This window comes from Pantoea sp. B566 (assembly GCF_024793925.1).
Lineage (GTDB): Bacteria > Pseudomonadota > Gammaproteobacteria > Enterobacterales > Enterobacteriaceae > Pantoea > Pantoea ananatis.
Genome location: NZ_JANUQL010000003.1, coordinates 4,510,508 through 4,531,475, shown reverse-complemented (window position 1 = coordinate 4,531,475; position 20,968 = coordinate 4,510,508). Strand labels below are relative to the sequence as shown.

At 54.6% G+C, this 20,968-nt stretch carries 19 protein-coding genes; 3 read left to right on the top strand and 16 right to left on the bottom strand.

The window, feature by feature from the left end; translation table 11 throughout:
- Positions 1–206: 206 nt before the first annotated feature.
- A complete protein-coding gene (locus tag NYE92_RS22860; protein ID WP_041457565.1) occupies positions 207–1,781 on the top strand; it encodes a methyl-accepting chemotaxis protein in 1,575 nt (524 codons plus the stop codon).
- 103 nt (positions 1,782–1,884) lie between these two features.
- Here the strand turns inward: NYE92_RS22860 and ptsG are convergent, their stop codons facing one another.
- The 14 genes from ptsG to yceD all read right to left on the bottom strand — a co-directional run bounded on the left by ptsG (position 1,885) and on the right by yceD (position 14,123).
- Positions 1,885–3,324 carry a PTS glucose transporter subunit IIBC gene (gene ptsG / locus NYE92_RS22855; RefSeq protein WP_013025374.1) on the bottom strand — a complete coding sequence of 480 codons (1,440 nt, stop codon included), beginning with the start codon at positions 3,322–3,324 and terminating at the stop codon, positions 1,885–1,887.
- Positions 3,325–3,613: 289 nt separating this feature from the next.
- Positions 3,614–4,405 (bottom strand): metal-dependent hydrolase, encoded by a 792-nt coding sequence (locus NYE92_RS22850; RefSeq protein ID WP_041457971.1) that lies wholly within the window; start codon positions 4,403–4,405, stop codon positions 3,614–3,616.
- Between the two features lie 15 nt (positions 4,406–4,420).
- Complete coding sequence (gene holB / locus NYE92_RS22845; protein ID WP_013025372.1) at positions 4,421–5,410, bottom strand: DNA polymerase III subunit delta'; 990 nt, start codon at positions 5,408–5,410, stop codon at positions 4,421–4,423.
- A complete protein-coding gene (gene tmk / locus NYE92_RS22840) occupies positions 5,407–6,042 on the bottom strand; it encodes a dTMP kinase (RefSeq protein WP_105079219.1) in 636 nt (211 codons plus the stop codon). Before tmk ends, holB begins: the two co-directional genes overlap by 4 nt.
- A complete protein-coding gene (gene yceG, locus NYE92_RS22835) occupies positions 6,032–7,051 on the bottom strand; it encodes a cell division protein YceG (RefSeq protein WP_028715010.1) in 1,020 nt (339 codons plus the stop codon). Before yceG ends, tmk begins: the two co-directional genes overlap by 11 nt.
- Complete coding sequence (gene pabC, locus NYE92_RS22830) at positions 7,048–7,863, bottom strand: aminodeoxychorismate lyase (RefSeq protein WP_175547104.1); 816 nt, start codon at positions 7,861–7,863, stop codon at positions 7,048–7,050. The genes yceG and pabC overlap by 4 nt, the downstream gene beginning before the upstream one ends.
- A 122-nt stretch (positions 7,864–7,985) precedes the next feature.
- Positions 7,986–9,227: a beta-ketoacyl-ACP synthase II gene (fabF, locus tag NYE92_RS22825; protein ID WP_013025368.1), complete on the bottom strand. Its 1,242-nt coding sequence runs from the start codon at positions 9,225–9,227 to the stop codon at positions 7,986–7,988.
- An 85-nt stretch (positions 9,228–9,312) separates the two neighbouring features.
- Positions 9,313–9,549 (bottom strand): acyl carrier protein, encoded by a 237-nt coding sequence (acpP, locus tag NYE92_RS22820; RefSeq protein ID WP_003849865.1) that lies wholly within the window; start codon positions 9,547–9,549, stop codon positions 9,313–9,315.
- Positions 9,550–9,702: 153 nt separating this feature from the next.
- Positions 9,703–10,437 (bottom strand): 3-oxoacyl-ACP reductase FabG, encoded by a 735-nt coding sequence (gene fabG, locus NYE92_RS22815; protein ID WP_014593428.1) that lies wholly within the window; start codon positions 10,435–10,437, stop codon positions 9,703–9,705.
- Between the two features lie 10 nt (positions 10,438–10,447).
- Entirely contained in the window at positions 10,448–11,380 is a 933-nt protein-coding gene (gene fabD, locus NYE92_RS22810; protein ID WP_259019477.1) for an ACP S-malonyltransferase, read from the bottom strand.
- Between the two features lie 16 nt (positions 11,381–11,396).
- Positions 11,397–12,350 carry a beta-ketoacyl-ACP synthase III gene (locus NYE92_RS22805; RefSeq protein ID WP_013025364.1) on the bottom strand — a complete coding sequence of 318 codons (954 nt, stop codon included), beginning with the start codon at positions 12,348–12,350 and terminating at the stop codon, positions 11,397–11,399.
- The gene (gene plsX, locus NYE92_RS22800; RefSeq protein WP_013025363.1) at positions 12,351–13,391 is read right to left on the bottom strand and encodes a phosphate acyltransferase PlsX; all 1,041 of its coding nucleotides are present in this window, start codon (positions 13,389–13,391) and stop codon (positions 12,351–12,353) included.
- A 25-nt stretch (positions 13,392–13,416) separates the two neighbouring features.
- Complete coding sequence (gene rpmF / locus NYE92_RS22795) at positions 13,417–13,587, bottom strand: 50S ribosomal protein L32 (protein WP_013025362.1); 171 nt, start codon at positions 13,585–13,587, stop codon at positions 13,417–13,419.
- A gap of 14 nt (positions 13,588–13,601) precedes the next feature.
- Complete coding sequence (gene yceD, locus NYE92_RS22790) at positions 13,602–14,123, bottom strand: 23S rRNA accumulation protein YceD (protein ID WP_014593425.1); 522 nt, start codon at positions 14,121–14,123, stop codon at positions 13,602–13,604.
- A 140-nt stretch (positions 14,124–14,263) separates the two neighbouring features.
- Between yceD and NYE92_RS22785 the strand changes: the two genes are divergently transcribed.
- A complete protein-coding gene (locus NYE92_RS22785) occupies positions 14,264–14,851 on the top strand; it encodes a nucleoside triphosphate pyrophosphatase (protein WP_259019476.1) in 588 nt (195 codons plus the stop codon).
- 11 nt (positions 14,852–14,862) lie between these two features.
- On the opposite strand, the gene rluC is transcribed toward NYE92_RS22785, so the two are convergent.
- Complete coding sequence (gene rluC / locus NYE92_RS22780) at positions 14,863–15,819, bottom strand: 23S rRNA pseudouridine(955/2504/2580) synthase RluC (protein WP_013025359.1); 957 nt, start codon at positions 15,817–15,819, stop codon at positions 14,863–14,865.
- Positions 15,820–16,390: 571 nt separating this feature from the next.
- On the opposite strand from rluC, the gene rne reads away from it, so the two are divergent.
- Positions 16,391–19,711, top strand: a complete 3,321-nt coding sequence (rne, locus tag NYE92_RS22775; protein ID WP_210530651.1) for a ribonuclease E — start codon at positions 16,391–16,393, stop codon at positions 19,709–19,711.
- 282 nt (positions 19,712–19,993) lie between these two features.
- On the opposite strand, the gene flgL is transcribed toward rne, so the two are convergent.
- Positions 19,994–20,956, bottom strand: a complete 963-nt coding sequence (gene flgL / locus NYE92_RS22770) for a flagellar hook-associated protein FlgL (RefSeq protein ID WP_013025357.1) — start codon at positions 20,954–20,956, stop codon at positions 19,994–19,996.
- Positions 20,957–20,968: the final 12 nt, after the last annotated feature.

The window sequence follows — 20,968 nt, the reverse complement described above, 5'->3', positions numbered from 1 at the left end:
CGCTTGCAGGGCTGTCCGACGGGAACCCCCGCTCCATTTGTTTCTACAGGAGACACCTGGACAAAAGTTGCAACAATTGATCAATAAACCACCAATGCTACCTGCCGAAACTATCAACAGCGTGTCGGGTTAACCTGCTTTCTGTGATGCGCGACGCCTGACAGTCAAGAAAACGATTAAATCAACGATTAAACAGGATGTTGAATATGAGCATTTTACAACGTGTCAAATTGTCACATCGCCTGATTTTTCTCATCGCTTTTTTCCTTCTCGCCATGGTTGTTATCGCTGTGATCTCTCTTCACTCACTTCGGTCGCTGGCTGCGTCAGAACAGCAGCTCTACGCTTCCCGGCTGGAGCCTGTGCAGATAATGAACGTTGCCGCCCGGGAGATGGCCACGCATTTTCGCCGTTCCTATGCTTACGTCTTTCCGGTTAGCTCCGCTACGCCCGTTGAATCACGCCAAACCACCTCTAAATTTAACCAGAAGTCTCAGCAAGCTGTGCAAAATGCGATTGATTTTCTTAAGCAATCTCAGGATCCGGCGCTGGTTGCTATCACGCAGAAAGTGTTGCAGGCCTGGCCTGACTACCTGGCGTCCATGCAACGCGTCTACGCCCTTGCCAACGAAAACAATGTGGCAGGAGCGCTAAAGGAAATCGCAACGACGACAGATCGTTTACATGTCGCGGTCCGGGATCCCCTGTTAGAAGCCGTAAAGATCTACAATGCGTCCGTCAGCCAGATCATTGACGACAACGTTTCCCATATTGACCGAACCTCCTTGATGTTGATTCTGTTAATTAGCCTGACCTTTATCGCCGGCTGCGCACTGGGCACGCTGATATTTTTTTCCGTTATGAAGCAGCTGGGTGCCGAGCCTGACGTTGCCGTCAGAGTGGCGGGCCTGATCGCCGACGGTCATCTTTATGAGCACAACGCCATTAAAGCCGGGGATACCTCCAGCCTGATTTACCAGTTATCCGTGATGCGCCAGCACATCCGCGACCTGATCAGTGAGGTCCAGGAAGCGGCGGAACAGGTAGCCAAATCCTCGATGGAAATCGCCCAGGGTACCCGCGATCTGTCACAACGAACGGAATCACAGGCTTCAGCGCTGGAAGAAACCAGTGCTTCGATGGAGCAGCTGTCCTCAGCCGTACAAAGCAATGCAGACAACGCCAGGATCGCGAACGACGTGGTCAGCAACGCCTTTCAGAAGGTAGCCAGCGGCGGTCAGTCAGTGTCTGACGTTGAGCAGACGATGCGCGCCATTCAGGACAGCAGTAGCAAAATCGGCGAAATCATCAGCGTCATTGACAGCATTGCTTTTCAAACCAATATTCTGGCGCTTAACGCGGCGGTGGAAGCGGCACGTGCCGGGGATGAAGGTCGGGGGTTTGCTGTGGTCGCGGGCGAAGTCAGAAACCTGGCGCAGCGCAGCGCCGTGGCAGCCCAGGAAATTAAAACGCTGATTACAGAAAGTCATTCACGTGTCGAAACCGGCGTGACCAATGTCAGCGTGGCAGGCGAAACCATGAAGGCGGTCATTAAAGAGATTCATCGCGTCAACGACCTGGTGGCTGAGATCAGCACGGGAAGTCATGAGCAAAGCACCGGTGTGAAACAGATCGGTATTGCCGTGGCGCAAATGGATACCGACACGCAGCAGAATGCAGCGCTGGTAGAAGAAACGGCGACCGCAACGGCACAGTTGCAACGGTTATCCGATCGACTGTTGCAGACCACCTCAAAATTTTTGACTCGCGAAGCAAACTGACAGGCTAAAGCGCGATGCCCTGTCAGCCTTAACTTCGGGCAAAAAAAAAAGCGTTGAGCCGAGACTCAACGCTGTTTTCGCCGTGCCAGAACGGCATCAGACCTTATGACTTGTTACGGATGTAGTCATCCATATCTGTTTTCAGGTTATCGGATTTGGTGCCGAAAATCGCCTGAACGCCTGAACCGGCCACCACGACGCCACGTGCGCCCAGGTTTTTCAGTTCAGTTTGATCCACTTTGCTTACATCGGCCACGCTGACGCGCAGACGCGTGATACAGGCATCAAGGTTAGTGATGTTTTCTTTGCCACCAAATGCAGACACCAGTTTGCCCGCCATTTCACCGCCGGTCGCGGAAGAAGACTGTTCGCTTGCGCTGTCTTCACGGCCAGGGGTTTTCAGATCCAGCTTCACGATCAGGACGCGGAAAACGGTGTAGTAAACCGCGGCGTAGATCATACCGATAATCGGGAACAACCAGATTTTGCTGCTGTTACCACTCAGGACGATAAAGTCGATCAGGCCATGGGAGAAACTGGTGCCGTCACGCATGCCCAGCAGGATACAGATTGGGAAAGCCAGACCGGCCAGAATGGCATGGATGACATACAGGATTGGCGCAACAAACATGAACGAGAACTCGATCGGCTCGGTGATACCGGTCAGGAACGAGGTCAACGCCGCAGAGATCATGATACCGCCCACTTTGGCACGGTTTTCAGGTTTTGCCGAATGCCAGATGGCAATCGCCGCGGCAGGCAGGCCATACATTTTGAACAGGAAGCCGCCAGAAAGTTTACCTGCGGTTGGGTCACCCGCCATGTAGCGAGGGATATCGCCGTGGAATACCTGACCTGCTGCATTGGTGTACTCACCAATCTGCATCTGGAAAGGAACGTTCCAGATGTGGTGCAGACCAAATGGCACCAGCGCACGTTCAACGACGCCGTAGATACCAAACGCCACCACCGGGTTTTGGTAGGCCGCCCACTGAGAGAAGTCCTGAATCGCTGAACCGACCGGTGGCCAGATAAACGACAGCACCAGCCCCATCGCGATAGCCGCCAGACCCGAAATAATCGGCACAAAGCGTTTACCGGCAAAGAAGCCCAGATATTCGGGCAGCTTAATGCGATAGAAGCGGTTAAACATATACGCGGCGATGGAGCCGGCAATAATACCGCCCAGCACCCCGGTATCGGCAAGGTGTTTTGCCTCAATTTCCGCTGCCGGCAGATGCAGGACTAAAGGAGCGACCACCGCCATGGTTTTCACCATGATGCCGTAAGCCACGACCGCTGCCAGTGCGGAAACACCGTCGTTATTGGTAAAGCCGAGTGCCACGCCAATGGCAAAAATCAGCGGCATATTGGCAAAGACCGATCCACCCGCTTCCGCCATTACATGCGATACCACCGCAGGTAACCAGCTAAAGTTCGCTGAACCAACACCTAATAAAATACCGGCAATCGGAAGAACCGATACCGGCAGCATGAGCGATTTACCAACCTTTTGTAAGTTGGCAAAAGCATTTTTGAACATAGCGTGAAACTCCTGAGTATGAGTGCGTTTTTCGCGCAGTGCGCGTGGTAAAGAGGGAGGTTCTTTACCGGTTGGCGTTATCCGCCTTTTTGATTTATTACGAAGGGTAAAATAAATTACCCTTCGTTACTTTGACGGCTATCACGTTTCGTCAATCACACGCCAGCAGCCGGCCACAACGGCGGTTTTTTTGCTGATTTTTCAGCCAATAAAAGTTGACCCTGTCGAATCACAACAGGGTCAACGAACATAATCTCGTATTTATTACAACGTCTGAAATAACTCTGAATCAGGCACCAAGACGGCTCATCGGCACATGAAACAGCGTAGAAAAGTTTTTTGTGGTGGCGGCGGCCAGCGTCTCAATATCTACGCCTTTCAGCACCGCAAGATAATCGGCAACGTCACGCGTGTAAGCAGGCTGGTTCTCTTTGCCCCGGTAAGGAACAGGCGCCAGATAAGGGGAGTCGGTTTCGACCAGAATGCGATCCAGCGGGACGTAGCGCGCCGCGTCACGAATCTGCTCTGCATTGCGGAAGGTGACGATGCCCGAGAATGAGATATAGAACCCCATATCCAGCAGTTTTGCTGCCGTCGCCTGATCTTCTGTAAAGCAGTGCAGTACGCCGCCACAGCGTTCAACCTGCTCTTCCTTGAGAATGGCCAGCGTGTCTTCACGTGCATCACGCGTATGCACGATAATCGGCTTATTCAGCGTAATTCCGCTACGGATATGTTCACGAAAAGAGTCCTGCTGCTGAGCTTTGGTTTCCTGCTGATAGTAGTAATCCAGCCCGGTCTCGCCCAACGCGATCACCTGAGGATCGGCGGCCAGGCGGCGGAATAACTCAACATCATACGGCGCCTCCTGATTCAGCGGATGCACGCCACAGGAGAGCGCAATATTTTCACGATCGCCCACCAGCGCTTTCAGCGTACTAAAGCCGGGTAAGGTCGTGGCGATAGCCAGCATGAACCGGACGTCGCGCGCTGCCGCTTTGGCAATCACATCATCAAGATCGTGATGATTTTTCTCATAATCCAGGCCATCAAGATGGCAATGGGAATCAACAATAAACATATTTTTCTCAGTCATTTAGCCGGGTAACCTGGGCTTCAGGTTATCTGCCCAACTCAGTAATCTGTCAGTCAGGAGGAGTTCACGATTCACTGCCGCAACCTGTAATAACGATTCACGGCAGCGCATCCAGTCTTGAGCGCTGTTATTGAGCGCCGTTTGCGAGAAGTGCTGCGCCAGCATGGCGACCACGTCCTGACGATCGACGTTAGTCAGCCACTGGGTTGCGCCCTGCTGCCATTTCATCGCATCCAGTATGAATGATAACAGCCAGCCAATCCGTGCCGCGCTGTTATCTGCGTTCAGCACGGGCAGGAGTTGCAGAATGTCCTGTTGCAACGCACCCGGCAGGGAATCGCACAGTTTTTGCCGGGCTTGCCACAGGCCATCATCCAACAGCGTCAGCGCCGCACCGGGCGCACCTGCACTGAGCCGCAGCGCGGCCAGTAGCGGGGCCTCATCATGTTGCCCCTGCTTTCTTAGCCAGGCCAGACTGTGATTTTCATCTGGTGGAGGTAACGTCAGCACCATGCAGCGACTACGCAGCGTTGCCAGCAGGCGGGAGGGCTCGCGACAGCTTAAAAAGAACCAACTGTTGGCTGGCGGCTCTTCCAGCGTTTTCAGTAAGGCGTTAGCCGCCGCCTCGCTGAGCTGAGCCGCATCTGGCAGCCAGACTACCTTGGCACCGCCCTGCTGCGCATAGTGATACATTTTTTCCGTAACCTGACGCACGGCATCAATGCCCAGCGTCGTTTTGCCTTTTTCGGCTTCAAGCCGGTACCAGTCAGGGTGCGTATTTGCCTGCATCAGCTGGCAGCCATGGCAGTGACCACAGCTTTTTAATCCGTCGCGTTGCAGGCACATCAGCCAGCGGCTGATCCCCCACACCAGCGCATCATCGCCCATGCCGTCAAGAGAGGTGATCAACAACGCATGATGGGCACGGCCATCCTGATGCTGACCAATCACCTGGCGGTAAGGTTGATTGAGCCAGGGATACCAGTTCATGCGCGCTGTTCCGCCAGCCAGGCCGTCAGGGTGGCGTGCAGCGCGCTTGTAACCTGCTCAAGCGGCTGAGTGGCATCTATCGTCAGGATACTGTCATCGGCGGCTGCCAGCGCCAGATAGCGCTCACGCGTGCGTTCAAAAAAGCGCAGCGACTCCTGCTCAATGCGGTCTAATTCTCCGCGGGCGCGGGCACGCTGTAACCCGGTTTCAGGCGTAACATCGAGGTACAGCGTCAGGTCAGGACGAAAGTCGCCCAGTACCGTATCCCGTAAGGTGCGCATCAGTTCGGCATCCAGCCCGCGACCGCCGCCCTGATATGCCTGGGAGGAGAGATCGTGACGATCGCCTATCACCCAGGCCCCCCGCGCCAGCGCAGGCTTGATCACCGTTTCCACCAGTTGGACGCGCGCGGCATACAGCATTAACAGTTCCGCTTTATCGGTTATCTGCTCGCCCTCAATGCCCTGCTTGACCAGCACGCGGAGCTGCTCAGCCAGCGGTGTGCCGCCGGGTTCGCGGGTAAAGACAATATCGTCGATTCCACTGGCCCGCAGTGTTGCAACGACCGCATCGCGCGCCGTGGTTTTCCCTGCGCCTTCCAGGCCTTCAATAACAATAAACTTACTGTCCATTTTTTTCCTTTAACACCAGCCGGTAAGCCTGCACGGCCTTGTTGTGGCTGGCTAGATTGGTGGTGAAGGTATGTCCACCTTTGCCATCCGCCACGAAGTAGAGATAGTTGGTTTTTTCCGGATGCGCGGCCGCAATCAGTGAGGCTTTGCTCGGCATCGCAATTGGCCCCGGCGGCAGGCCGCTGATGATATAGGTATTATACGGCGACGGCGTTTCCAGATCTTTACGCGTCAGCGTGCCAGTATAGGCGTTACCCATGCCGTAGATCACGGTAGGATCGGTTTGCAGACGCATCCCCACGCGCAGGCGATTAATAAACACGGAAGCCACTTTAGCCCGCTCTTCACTCACACCGGTTTCTTTTTCGATGATCGACGCCATCGTGACCATTTCCTGCGGATCTTTATAGGGCAGGTTATCCATCCTGCCCTGCCAGACTTCATCGATGGTCTTTTTCATCCGCTGATGCGCGCGTTCCAGCAAGGCGACGTCGGTGGTGTTTGCGGTATACAGATAAGTATCCGGAAAGAAACTGCCTTCCAGCGCCTTTTCGTCCAGCTTCAGCGTGCTGGCGACGGTCGCATAGCTGTCATCCGGCAGCGTATGTTTCACGTAGGGCGCTTTACGTAATTCGCTAAGCCACTCTTGCAGGCGTTGTCCTTCCACAAACCGCAGCGGGAATTGCGCCTCTTTGCCGCTGGCGAGCAATTCCAGCAAACTGCGGACCGTCATTGTCGGTTCAAGGCGATAGGTTCCGGCTTTGAATTTGGCCAGCTCAGGCTCCAGTTTAAGCAATGCGCCAAACCAGATGCTGTGAGGGATAATCTTTTGACTTTCCAACTGCGCTTCCAGTGCAACGCGACCGGTTCCTGCCGGCAGCGTGTAGATAGTTTCCTGGGAAAGGGTCAACCGGGTTGCTGCAAGTTGTTTAACCTGCCAGTAACTCACGGCTGCCGCGATGAGCAGGATGACCACAACGCTCACCCCTATTTTTTTGATTCGGCTCATGATGCTTCCATTATCTTTCTACAGCTCGCCTGTAGCTGGTTAAACAGGGTGCGCTGTTCAAACGACAGCGCATCAAGTTGTCGAACGGGTAATACGGGCATCAGCGCGTTGCATACCACAATCTCATCGGCTGCCTGGAGTTGCGCCAGTCCCGCCTGAACCACCTGACAAATCTGACCTGCGGCGCGCATTTCCGCTATCAGACTGCGCCGCATAATGCCGTCAACGCCCGCCTGATCCAGCGCCGGGGTAAAAACCGTGCCGCCGCTTCGCCAGAATAAATTGGCCGCACAGCATTCCACCACCCAACCGTCAGTGTCAAGCACCAGCGCCTCATCGGCGTCGGTCTGCTCAAGGTGGGCACGAATCATCACCTGTTCCAGCCGGTTCAGGTGCTTAAGGCCGGCAAACTGAGGCTGGCGCGCCAGGCGGACCGGGCTCACGGCCAGCCTGACGCCGGTTTGCTGTAGCGCCGCATAATGCGCAGGCCAGGGGGATACCGAAACGATTCGTGTGGGGCCGCTACAACCGCTGCGGCTGTAGCCCCGCCCGCCGCTGCCCGCGCTGATGATGACTTTAAGCACTGCCCTGTCATGTCCGCTGGCCGCGTGTTGCATCTCCTGCGCCAGCGCGGGCCAGTCAACGCCATTCAGCCACAGCCGTTCACAGCTTTGCTGCAATCGCTGCATGTGCCTGTCAAACAGCAGGATTTTGCCGTTGCCGATCGCGGCGGTCGTAAAGCAGCCATCGCCAAACTGTACGGCACGATCGGTGGCCGCCAGCTGGGATTGCTCAGTGCCGTTTATCCACATTGCCGTTTCTCCGGTATCAGAACGTTGCTCGACGATGGCCATGATTTTATCGGTTTCTTCGCGCCGCTGGATAGAAAAAAGGCCCGCATTGCGGGCCTTTACAGCAATCATAAACGGAATGTTCAGATTTTACGGAAAATCAGCGAGCCGTTGGTACCGCCGAAGCCGAAGGAGTTACACAGCGTGTATTCCAGCCCCGAAACCTGACGAGCGGTGTGCGGAACGAAATCAAGATCGCAACCTTCATCAGGATTATCCAGGTTCAGCGTCGGTGGAATCGCCTGGTCGCGCAGGGCCAGAATCGAATAGATCGACTCAACCGCGCCCGCCGCACCCAACAGATGGCCGGTCATGGATTTGGTGGAGCTGACCATTACCGTACTGGCTGCTGCACCAAAAACGGATTTCACCGCCTGGGCTTCCGCTTTATCGCCGGCTGGGGTTGAGGTACCGTGTGCATTGACGTAACCAATCTTATCTGGCGTCATCTGCGCATCACGCAGCGCGTTGATCATCGCAGCGGCTGCACCTGAACCGTCTTCCGGCGGTGAGGTCATGTGATAAGCATCGCTGCTCATCCCAAAGCCCACAATTTCCGCATAGATTTTTGCGCCACGTTTCTTAGCATGCTCATACTCTTCCAGTACGATAATGCCAGCGCCGTCGCCCAGTACAAATCCATCACGGTCTTTATCCCATGGACGGCTTGCCGCCTGGGGATTTTCGTTACGCGTCGACAGCGCACGTGCCGCGCCGAATCCGCCAACGCCAAGTGGCGTACTGGCTTTTTCCGCACCGCCCGCCAGCATCACGTCGGCATCGTTATAGGCGATGATACGTGCAGCATGACCGATATTGTGCACGCCAGATGTACAGGCGGTCGCAATGGAGATGCTGGGGCCTTTCAGGCCATACATGATGGTGAGATGCCCCGCCACCATATTGACGATTGTGGAAGGCACAAAGAATGGGCTAATTTTACGCGGGCCACCGTTCACCAGAGAGGTATGGTTGTCTTCAATAAGACCCAAGCCCCCGATGCCCGAACCAATTGCTGCGCCAACCCGGCCTGCATTTTCGTCGGTCACAACCAGACCGCTGTCCTGCATGGCCTGAATGCCTGCCACGATGCCGTACTGAATGAAGTCATCCATCTTGCGTTGATCTTTACGAGAGATAAAGTCATCGCAATTAAAATCTCTTACCAGACCTGCAAAACGTGTTGCATAGGCGCTGGTATCAAAATGGTCGATCAGGTTAATGCCGCTCTGACCGGCAAGGAGAGCACTCCAGGTAGACTCTACGGTATTGCCGACAGGAGACAACATGCCAAGACCAGTCACAACTACACGACGCTTAGACACGTTCGTCCTCCAGGGAGGGATAAAAATGACTATTGTGGGGCAAACATAAAACTCAGGCGGTCATATGACCGCCTGAAGATATTCATTAGCCTTTATGGCTATTGATATAGTCGATCGCTGCCTGAACGGTAGTGATTTTCTCAGCTTCTTCGTCTGGAATTTCAGTATCAAACTCTTCTTCCAGAGCCATTACCAGCTCAACGGTATCAAGAGAATCGGCACCCAGGTCTTCTACGAAAGATGCAGAGTTGGTCACTTCTTCCTCTTTCACACCCAGCTGCTCACTGATGATTTTCTTAACGCGTTGTTCGATATCGCTCATACTATTTAATTTCCTATCAAAACTCGCTTTCGCGATGGTTTTCGTAGTGTATAAAATGTTGAAAAAGATGCAACAAAATCCCGGCTGGTCGAACCACGATTTTACGCTATTGTGCGGTTTTATCCGCAAATAATGCAAATGATTTCGTGATTATCAGACCATATACATGCCGCCATTGACGTGCAGCGTCTCACCCGTGATGTAGGCTGCTTCGTCAGAGGCTAAGAATGCAACGGCATTAGCAATTTCCTGCGCTTCGCCTAAACGACCCGCTGGGACCTCCGCCAGAATACCGGAACGTTGATCTTCGTTCAGTGCCCGCGTCATGTCAGTCTCTATGAAGCCCGGAGCCACGACGTTGACGGTAATGCCACGTGACGCGATTTCGCGCGCCAGTGATTTGCTAAAGCCAATCAAACCTGCTTTTGCTGCAGCGTAGTTTGCCTGACCCGCATTGCCCATGGTTCCAACAACAGAACCGATGGTGATGATACGACCCATGCGCTTTTTCATCATGGCACGCATCACCGCCTTCGAAAGACGGAAAACCGATGTGAGGTTGGTATCCAGGATATCCTGCCACTCATCGTCCTTCATACGCATCAGTAGATTATCACGCGTAATGCCTGCATTATTGACTAAAATGTCCACTTCGCCAAATTCAGCGCGAATTTTCTCTAAAACGCTGTTTACAGAAGCGGCATCCGTCACGTTTAACAGCAGACCTTGTCCTTTATCGCCAAGGTAATCACTGATAGCATCGGCGCCACTTTGGCTGGTTGCAGTACCTACCACTTTCGCACCGCGTGCGGCCAGGGTTTCTGCAATCGCACGGCCGATGCCGCGGCTTGCGCCAGTTACCAGCGCTACTTTACCTTCAAAGCTCATGATTTTCCTCTTATTCCTGTGCAAGCGCCGCAGTCAATGACGCAGTATCGTTCACCGCTGCTGCGGACAGGCCGTCTACAATGCGTTTTGTCAGACCGGTAAGGACTTTACCCGGTCCCATTTCAATAAGTTGCGTGACGCCCTGCGCGGCCATAGCCTCAACGCTCTCGGTCCAGCGGACCGGGCTGTAAAGCTGACGAATCAGCGCATGTCGAATCGCGTCGGCGTCCGTTTCGGCTTTGACATCCACGTTGTTAATGACCGGCACAGCTGGCGCATTAAACGTGATGTTTTCCAGTGTTAATGCCAGCTTATCGGCAGCCGGTTTCATCAGCGCGCAGTGTGAAGGGACGCTTACCGGCAGCGGTAGCGCACGTTTTGCGCCTGCCGCTTTGCAGGCTGCACCCGCACGTTCAACCGCCTCTTTATTGCCGGCGATAACCACCTGGCCTGGCGAGTTGAAGTTAACCGGCGAAACCACTTGGCCCTGCGCACTTTCTTCACAGGCTTTAGCAATCGCAGCGTCATCAAGGCCGATAATTGCCTGCATCGCACCCGTGCCCTCAGGCACGGCTTCCTGCATCAGCTTACCGCGCAGTTCAACCAGCTTGATCGCGTCCGCAAAATTCAGCACACCTGCGCAGACCAGCGCGGAGTATTCTCCCAGGCTGTGACCTGCCATCAGGACGGGTAGTTGACCGCCCTGCTGCTGCCAGACACGATAGATGGCTACCGAGGCAGCCAGCAAAGCAGGCTGCGTCTGCCAGGTTTTATTCAGCTCTTCAGCCGGCCCCTGGCTGACTAACTGCCAAAGATCGTAACCGAGAACATCAGAAGCTTCACGAAACGTCGCTTCAACCGCCGGATAAGCAGCGGCCAGATCCGCTAACATGCCCACAGTCTGTGAACCCTGACCTGGGAAAACAAAAGCAAATTGCGTCATTTTCAATTCCTGTCAATCAAAAGCGAACCAGCGCAGAACCCCAGGTGAATCCACCACCAAAGGCTTCCAGCAAAATAAGTTGTCCGGGTTTGATGCGGCCATCGCGCACCGCCTCATCCAGCGCACTTGGCACGGATGCGGCAGAGGTATTTCCATGGCGATCCAGCGTCACGACCACTTTCTCCATGGTCATACCCAGTTTTTTCGCCGTGGCGCTGATAATACGCAGGTTAGCCTGATGCGGCACCAGCCAGTCCAGCTCTTCACGCGCAATGTTATTTGCCTGCAAGGTTTCGTCCACAATGTGGGCTAACTCGGTGACCGCCACTTTGAAGACTTCATTGCCTGCCATTGTCAAATAAGCGGGCTGATCCTGATTTTCGCGATCCTGATACGGCAGCGTCAACAGTTTCGCATAGCGACCGTCAGCGTGCAGGTGGGTTGAAATGATCCCCTGCTCTTCGCTCTGGCCCAGCACAACAGCGCCGGCACCATCACCAAACAGGATGATCGTCCCACGATCGTCTGGATTGAGCGTACGCGCGAGGACATCGGCACCGATGACTAACGCATGTTTAACGGCACCGTTTTTAATATATTGATCGGCCACGCTTAACGCATAGGTAAAGCCGGCACAGGCTGCTGCGAGGTCAAACGCCGCACAGTCTTTGATGTCAAGCATCTGCTGAATCAGGCAGGCAGAGCTTGGAAAGGCGTGACTGGACGAGGTGGTCGCAACGATGATCAGACCGATATCATTGGCGTCAACGCCTGCCATTTCCAGTGCACGTTGTGCAGCCTGATGTCCCATACTTGCGACAGTCTCATCCGGCGCAGCAATACGGCGCTCACGAATGCCGGTACGGGTAACAATCCACTCGTCCGAAGTCTCCACCATTTTTTCCAGATCGGCATTGGTGCGGATCTGGCTGGGCAAATAACTGCCCGTACCGATAATTTTGGTAAACATCTAGGCTTTGTCACTCCTGGCTAATACAGCGTCCAGACGGGCGGCAATGCGTTCAGGCACCTGCCGCCTCACCGTCTGCTCGGCCTGATTGATCGCCACGGCAAAAGCATGTTGATTTGCTGCACCATGGCTCTTTATCACTGTCCCGCGTAATCCTAACAGACAAGCGCCATTATACTGGTCGGGGTTGAGATGCCCGAAGCGCCTGACCAAACGCTTTTTCATCCAGCGCCCCAGCAACGTCAGCCACCACGACCGCTTCTTACCTTCCTCTGATGACTTGAACAGAGAAAGAAACATTCTTACTACGCCTTCCATTGTCTTCAGAGTGATGTTTCCTGCGAAACCATCACAGACCAGCACATCCGTTTTGCCAGTCAGTAAATCATTACCTTCAAGGTAACCAATGTAGTTAATCTGCGGCAATGCCTTGAGACTTAACGCCGCATCGCGGATGCTTTCAAGCCCTTTATGCTCTTCATGACCAATATTGAGAAGTGCCACACGGGGATTCGCAATCCCCAACACTTCTTCCGCCATCACTGAGCCCATTACCGCAAACTGCACCAGCATCGCACTGTCTGAGTCGACATTGGCACCTAAATCTAAAATGACCGTTTTTCCCTTCTGCTGATGGGGTAAAACGGTCATAAGCGCCGGACGTTTAATCCCGTCCAGCGGCTTCAGTAATAATGTCGCCAGCCCCATCAGCGCGCCCGTGTTGCCGCTGCTGACGCAGGCCTGAGCCCGCCCTTCTTTAACCAACTCTAACGCCACTCGCATAGAACTGCCGCGGCTGTTACGGATGGCTTGTGCGGGTCGCGCATCACTTGCAATAACTGATTCGGCAGGCACAACCTGCAGTCGCTCCAGCAAGGAGGAATCCGCTTTGGCAAGCAATGGCGTGAGAATGTCGGGATCTCCGACAAGAAGAAGGATAATTTCCGAATGAGAGGCCAGTGCCTGCAATGCTGCAGGCACCGTCACGCAGGGACCGAAGTCCCCGCCCATGGCATCGATAGCCAGGGTCAAACGTGCCAAGGTATCGCCTTGCTAAGCAAAGAACTTACTTAACGATAACCTTGCGACCGCGGTAGTAACCGTCCGCAGTGATGTGGTGACGCAGATGAGTTTCACCAGAAACTTTATCTACTGACAGAGTGGCAGTGGTCAGCGCATCGTGCGAACGACGCATACCACGCTTAGAACGGGTGGGTTTATTCTGTTGTACGGCCATGGACCTTACTCCTATTACTTACGCTTTAAACTGGCTAATACGGCAAATGGGTTTGGTTTTTCTGCCTCTGCAGGCAACTGACCAAAGACCATGTCCGCCTCGGACACTTCACAGTGTTCAGAATCGTGCACCGGAACCACAGGCAGCGCGAGAATAACTTCATCCTCGATAACCGCCAGCAGGTCGATCTCACCAAACTCGTTGACATCAACCGGCTCGTACGCTTCCGGCAACGCTTCGGCCTGCTCGTCAGACGACACAGGACTGAAGCAATAGCTTACGTGTACATGATGTGGAAAAACCTGGTTGCAGCGCTGACAACGTAGCGTAACCTGTACATCAGCAGTACCCGTCAGTACTGCCAGACGCTGGTTGTCAACCGCAAACGACATGACACAATCTACATCACTGTCCACACTGACGACCGACTCAGCAACACGCTCAACCTGTTGAGAGGTATAAACACCTTGATAATCCAGGCGTTTTTGAGCGGTGCGGACTGGGTCCAGCGTCAGGGGTAATTTTACCTTTTGCATAGGGCGCGCATATTAACTTTGTAATCACATAGAGTCAAAGAAAAAGGCCGTTTACCAGCATCTTTCAACCACTATTCGCATCCAGTGCGGCGCACAGTTTAAAATGACTGCCACCAATTCGCTATCAATATTGAAAAAAAATGACAGCATCGATTCTTTTAGCATCAACGTCGCCCTTTCGTCAGGCACTGTTAGCGCGGCTGGGCCTGCCTTTCACGGTCGATTCGCCGCAGACAGATGAAACGCCGTTAGCGCATGAAAGCGCGGAAGCGCTGGTCACCCGATTAGCCATCGCCAAGGCGCAGGCGCTGGCCCAACGTTATCCTGACCACTGGATTATTGGTTCTGACCAGGTCTGCGTGCTGAATGGCGTGATAACCGGGAAACCCCATACGGTTGAAAACGCGGAAGCACAGTTGCGGGCCGCCAGCGGCCAGCGCGTAACGTTTTATACCGGGCTGGCGCTATACCACCCTGCCAGCCAGCGCTTAATGCGATGCTGTGAGCCGTTTAGCGTCCATTTCCGCACGCTAACCGACGCCGAGATCCGTGCCTATATAAAGAAAGAGCAACCGCTGCAGTGCGCAGGGAGCTTTAAAAGCGAAGGGTTGGGGATTTGTTTATTCGATCGTCTTGAGGGACGCGATCCGAATACGCTGGTCGGTTTACCGCTTATCGCGCTCAGCAATATGCTGCGAGAAGCAGGCATCAACCCCCTGTCGGATTGATGCCCGGCGCGTCAGCTTTTCTGCTGGCGCAGCATCGTCAGGCAATGCTGCAACTTGTCATCCAGTGGCGCTTCCATGCGGAGCGTCTCACCCGTGTTGGGATGCGTAAAGGTCAGCGCGGCCGCATGCAGGAACAAGCGGTTAAGCCCCGTAGAGGACAGCTGGCTGTCAAACGCGCGATCGCCGTAGCGGTCGTCGAATGCAATAGGATGACCGGCATGCAGCGTATGCACACGAATCTGGTGGGTACGTCCGGTAACCGGGCTGGCTTTTACAAGGGTGGCGAAGTCGAAGCGCTCTTCCACTTTAAACCGGGTTTCTGAAGGCTTGCCGTCGCTGCTCACGCGTACCATGCGCTCACCGCTTTGCAGAATGTTTTTCAGCAACGGTGCCTGAACCACTTTCAGATGCGATGGCCAGTTACCCTGAACCAGCGCCAGATAGTCTTTCTGCATGCCTTTCTCACGCAGTTGTTCATGCAGCGAGCGCAAGGCTGAACGCTTTTTGGCCACCAGCAGGACGCCAGAGGTGTCACGATCCAGACGGTGCACCAGCTCCAGGAAGCGAGCCTCAGGACGCAGGGCGCGCAAGCCTTCTATCACGCCAAAGCTCAGGCCGCTGCCACCGTGTACCGCTGTACCGGACGGCTTATTCAGCACCAGCAGGTGATCGTCTTCAAAGAGAATGGCATTGGCTAAAGAAGCCACTTTGGCCAGCTTGGGCGAAACGGCCTCTTCGTCCCGTTCGGCTACCCGGACGGGCGGGATACGCACCTCATCGCCCTCTTCCAGCTTATATTCTGGCTTGATGCGTTTCTTGTTAACCCGCACCTCGCCTTTACGCACGATGCGATAAATCATGCTTTTCGGCACGCCCTTTAACTGGGTGCGCAAAAAGTTGTCAATGCGTTGTCCGGCATTTTCAGCCGTGATGGCGACAAAGTGTACGCCTGGATTCTCTGTTTTCATGGCGGCGATTCTAAATAGTGTCCCCTGATAGCGCCACCCCTTTTTCTGTGCTTAACTCTTTGCGTCTCGTCAGGAAGCGTAATGTGATTGCTGTGATTTTCAGCAGCGCGGGTGCACTTCTTGTCGTAGGGTTCTTAAAATGTAAAGAAAATTGATCAGTGAGTTAAAGTCACCTTGCTATATGAAGGTTAGCAGTGGAATAATGCTTGGGTTTCTTAGCTGAAGATTCAGATAAGAAAAAAAACGAAATTAGTTATTTTGTCGGATTGAGCAGACACGCAGCAATGGCGTAAGACGTAATGCGAAATCAGACACTTAGCGGGCTGCGGGTTGCGGCCTGGACATGAGATGGAGTGCACGGGTTTACTGAATTATCTCTCGCATTTCCACTATCTGGTGCTGTTGTTCCTTATGAAAAACAGGCCACCGACGTTATTTGCGCCCCTCGCGCGGTCGATAACCGTGAGGTTGACGACATTGCACTAAGTCACGGGGCCATCGGTTGATACTCGTCCAGGGTAACTATGCCCGCAGCTTTAATCACTCATGAAAGAATAACGAGTACGTTACGATGAAAAGAATGTTAATCAACGCAACTCAGCAGGAGGAGTTGCGCGTTGCCCTGGTTGATGGTCAACGTCTGTACGATCTGGATATCGAAAGCCCAGGACACGAACAGAAAAAAGCCAATATCTACAAAGGTAAAATCACCCGTATCGAACCCAGCCTTGAAGCGGCTTTTGTCGATTACGGTGCAGAACGTCACGGTTTCCTCCCTCTGAAAGAAATTTCCCGCGAATACTTCCCTGCTAATTACAACTCACACGGTCGTCCGAACATTAAAGACGTGCTGCGTGAAGGTCAGGAAGTCATTGTTCAGATTGATAAAGAAGAACGCGGCAACAAAGGCGCTGCGCTCACTACCTTTATCTCTCTGGCAGGCAGCTATCTGGTATTGATGCCAAATAACCCGCGCGCGGGTGGGATTTCACGTCGGATTGAAGGCGATGACCGTACCGAACTGAAAGAGGCGCTATCGGCGCTGGAACTCCCTGATGGCATGGGGCTGATTGTTCGCACGGCGGGCGTCGGTAAATCAGCCGAATCGCTGCAGTGGGACCTTAGCTTCCGTCTGAAGCATTGGGAAGCCATCAAAAAAGCGGCTGACAGCCGCGCGGCCCCGTTCCTGATCCATCAGGAAAGCAACGTGATCGTGCGCGCCTTCCGCGACTATCTGCGTCAGGATATCGGTGAGATTCTTATCGATAACCCGAAAGTGCTGGAACTGGCACGTCAGCATATCGCCGCGCTGGGCCGTCCGGACTTTAGCAGCAAAATTAAGCTCTACACCGGTGAGATTCCGCTGTTCAGCCATTACCAAATCGAATCGCAAATCGAATCCGCTTTCCAGCGTGAAGTTCGCTTGCCGTCAGGCGGCTCAATCGTTATCGACAGTACCGAAGCGCTTACCGCCATCGATATCAACTCCGCCCGTGCCACGCGCGGTGGCGATATTGAAGAAACCGCCTTTAATACCAACCTGGAAGCGGCCGACGAAATTGCTCGCCAGCTGCGTCTGCGCGACCTGGGCGGCCTGATCGTTATCGACTTCATCGATATGACACCGGTTCGTCACCAGCGCGCGGTTGAAAACCGTCTGCGTGAAGCCGTCCGTCAGGATCGCGCCCGAATTCAAATCAGCCATATTTCACGTTTTGGCCTGCTGGAGATGTCCCGCCAGCGCCTCAGCCCGTCCCTGGGCGAGTCCAGCCACCACGTCTGTCCACGTTGTAGCGGCACCGGCACTATTCGTGATAACGAATCTCTGTCGCTGTCCATTCTGCGCCTGATTGAAGAAGAAGCGCTGAAAGACAACACTAAAGAAGTGCATGCTATCGTGCCGGTCCCGGTTGCCTCTTACCTGCTGAATGAAAAACGTGAAGCGGTAAATGCTATCGAGAAACGTCAGGGCGGCGTACGTGCGGTCATCGTGCCGGACGACCGGATGGAAACCCCGCACTACTCCGTTCTGCGCGTGCGCAAAGGCGAAGAAACGCAAACGCTGAGCTATCACCTGCCGAAACTGCATGAAGCCGAGATGGCGATGCCATCTGAAGAGGAGCATGCTGAGCGCCGCCGTCCAGAGCAGCCTGCTCTCGCAGCCTTTGTGATGCCCGATGCGCCGCCAGCACCGGCCGAAGCCTCACCGGAAGTGGCCACACCTTCAGCGACTGTGACGCAACCCGCACCAGCGGCCGCGCCGGCCAGTGAAGGTTTTGTCAGCCGTCTGCTGAGTGGATTGAAAAAACTGTTTGCTGGCGAACCTGCTCCGGCGGCTGTCGAGCCGGTTGCCGAGGTGACGGCCCCGCAGAAAACCAGCGAGGACGAGAACGGCAACCCGCGTGGCGATCGTCGTAATAATCGTCGCAACAATAACCGTCGCGAACGTACCCCGCGCAACGGTGATAACGCACAACCGCGCGAATCTCGCGATAACCGTGACGCTCGTGATAACCGTGATAACCGTGATAACCGTGATAACCGTGATAACCGTGGTGAGTCTCGAGATAATCGCGAGCCGCGTGAAGACAATCGTCGTAACAAGCGTCAGGCCCAGCCTAATGAGGCGCGTGACGATCGTCCGGTACTGAGCGATGAGGCGCGTCAGCAGCGTGATGAGCAGCAGCAACAGCGCCGCGAACAACGTGCTGAACGTCAGCGTCGTCGTCAGGAAGAGAAACGTGCTCAGCAGGACGCTAACAGCGCGGTGGAACAAACCGCCGAAGCGGTCGCGCCTGCTGCTGTGGATGCGCAGGAAGACGAGCGCGTTCAGGTGATGCCACGTCGCAAACCGCGCCAGCTGACGCAGAAAGTCCGCGTTGGTGATAACAATGACCAGCCGCAGGCCGCCGCCGTTGAATCAGCCGAATCGGCTGACGTTCAAAAGGTGCAGCCTGTTGTCGAAACGTCGCAGGTTGAAGAGACGGAGGAGAACGAAGGTCGCGATAATGCCAATATGCCACGTCGTTCACGCCGTTCACCTCGCCATCTGCGCGTAAGTGGTCAGCGTCGCCGTCGTTACCGTGATGAACGTTATCCGACTCAGTCCGCGATGCCTTTAGACGCTGCTGCGGCTTCGCCTGAAATGGCGTCCGGCAAAGTCTGGATTCGCTACCCGGTCGCGCAAGCGAATGAAGAGCAAATCGTTCAGGATGCGCCTCAATCGACACCGGACTACAGCCGTGAAGAGACTGCACCTGCTGTTGCCCTGCCTGTCGCCACTGAGGAAGCGCCGGCTTCACAGGCTGCGCCAGTACAAATCGCAGAGCCGCAGGCTGACGCCCCGGTTACCGTGGTGAATACTGACGATACTCAGGCCATTGAAGCCCCGGTTCATCATGAACCTTCGGTGATTCCAGCCGCCGCTGAAGCCGGTGCTGAAGCAATCGCGCAACAGGCTCAGCCTGCTGACGCTGTCGAAGCGCCGGAAGTGAGCGTGCCGGAGGTGAACGTGCCGGTTGTCGCAGAATCCGCGCCTGAAGAAACGGCGGATGAGCATGCGGGCACTGAAGTCAGCGCTGCGACCGAAGCGCAGGTGGAAGAGGTTTTACACGCGCCGGTTGCCGCTGAGGAAGCCATTACGCCGGTTAGTGAACCTCATGCACCTGTTGCCGCACGCGACATCCCTGTTGAGGCATTAAAAGCCAACGCCGAAACGCGCTGGAAGCACTTTGCTTCTGCACCGATGACCAAGGCACCTGCGCCAGTGTGGCAACCCGAGCCTGCCCGTCAAAGTGACTGGCAACGTCCGGCCTTTAAATTTGAGGGCAGAGGTTCTGCTGGCGGCCACAGCGCTACCCATCAGGCTACTGCACCTGCCACCAAGCCGTAAGGCGCGCTAGCAGCACACATGAACCCGGCTCCGGCCGGGTTTTTTATTGCTTGCACGGCGTAACAGGTGATGGTTCGGGGACACGCAGCCCTTAACTGAATGCGGCTCTCAGGCAGGGCAGCGTTACAGGGATAAAACCGCGCGCGCGAGTCACGCGTTAACGCATGCTTTTCAGAGTGGCCTCGTGGCAACGCACAGGCTGCAGGCAAAAAAAATCCCACCGTCCCTTATCAGGACGGTGGGAAAAACTAAGCGCACCCGGTTAAAGTACGCCCAAATTTTTTATGAATTTAACTGAAACAGCGACATCTGAGACATATCGGTAAAGGTCTTGTATGAAGCCTGCAGCGCCTGCTGTTGCATGGTGTAGCTGGAGATCGCCTGGGTGTAATCAACGTCCACCAGGCTGCTCATCTGGGAATCATAAATGACCTTGCGATCGTCCCCCTGCGCATTCAACGTATCTAACTCTTTCAACTGAGTACCGATCTCGGAACGGACGCTGAGCACGTTGTTCAACGAGTTGCTCAAACCACGGCTGGTTTTATCCATTGCCGCAGAAAACGTGGCTTTCGTCGCATCGTCCGCGCCGTTTTGCGGCACTTTCAGCGCACTGATGGCGCTGTCCAGCATGTTAAACAAGTTCGTTTCACTGGTACCGCCGTTAGGCTCTTTCACCGCATTGCTGGTGATAGACATCACGATGCTGTTACCAGTATGACCGATGGTCATGGTACGGTCAGTGTCCACTTTTTGCGTAATGGCGTCGGTTCCGCCCTGATAGGTCACACCGCCCGCACCGTCCACAAACGGCGGGCTATCGGTTTTGTAACCCGCGAAAATATAGCGACCGTTGGCGTCTTTGCTGTTGACCTGGTTTAGTAACTGCGCACGCACGCCTTCCAGCTGAGTCGCATAGGAGGCGCGGTCATCATCGCTTAAGGAACCGTTTGCCGCGGCCACGATCATCGACTGCGCGCTCATGATGCTGTTCGTGACGCCGTTAAGGGTATTTTCTTCCAGCGATAATCCCTGGTCGGCAAAGGTACGCGCAACAGAATACTGGCTTGCCTGCGCCTGCGTTTGCGACAGCACGACCGCACGCGAAGCGGCAATCGGGTCGTCTGAAGGATTAGACACTCTGAGTCCGGTGGAAAGCTGTTTTCCCGCGTTTAACCAAGAGGATTGCGCATCGCTAACGCCGCGAACCTGCTGGTCAAAAATCATATTTGTACTGAGTCGCATGATGTCCTCTGC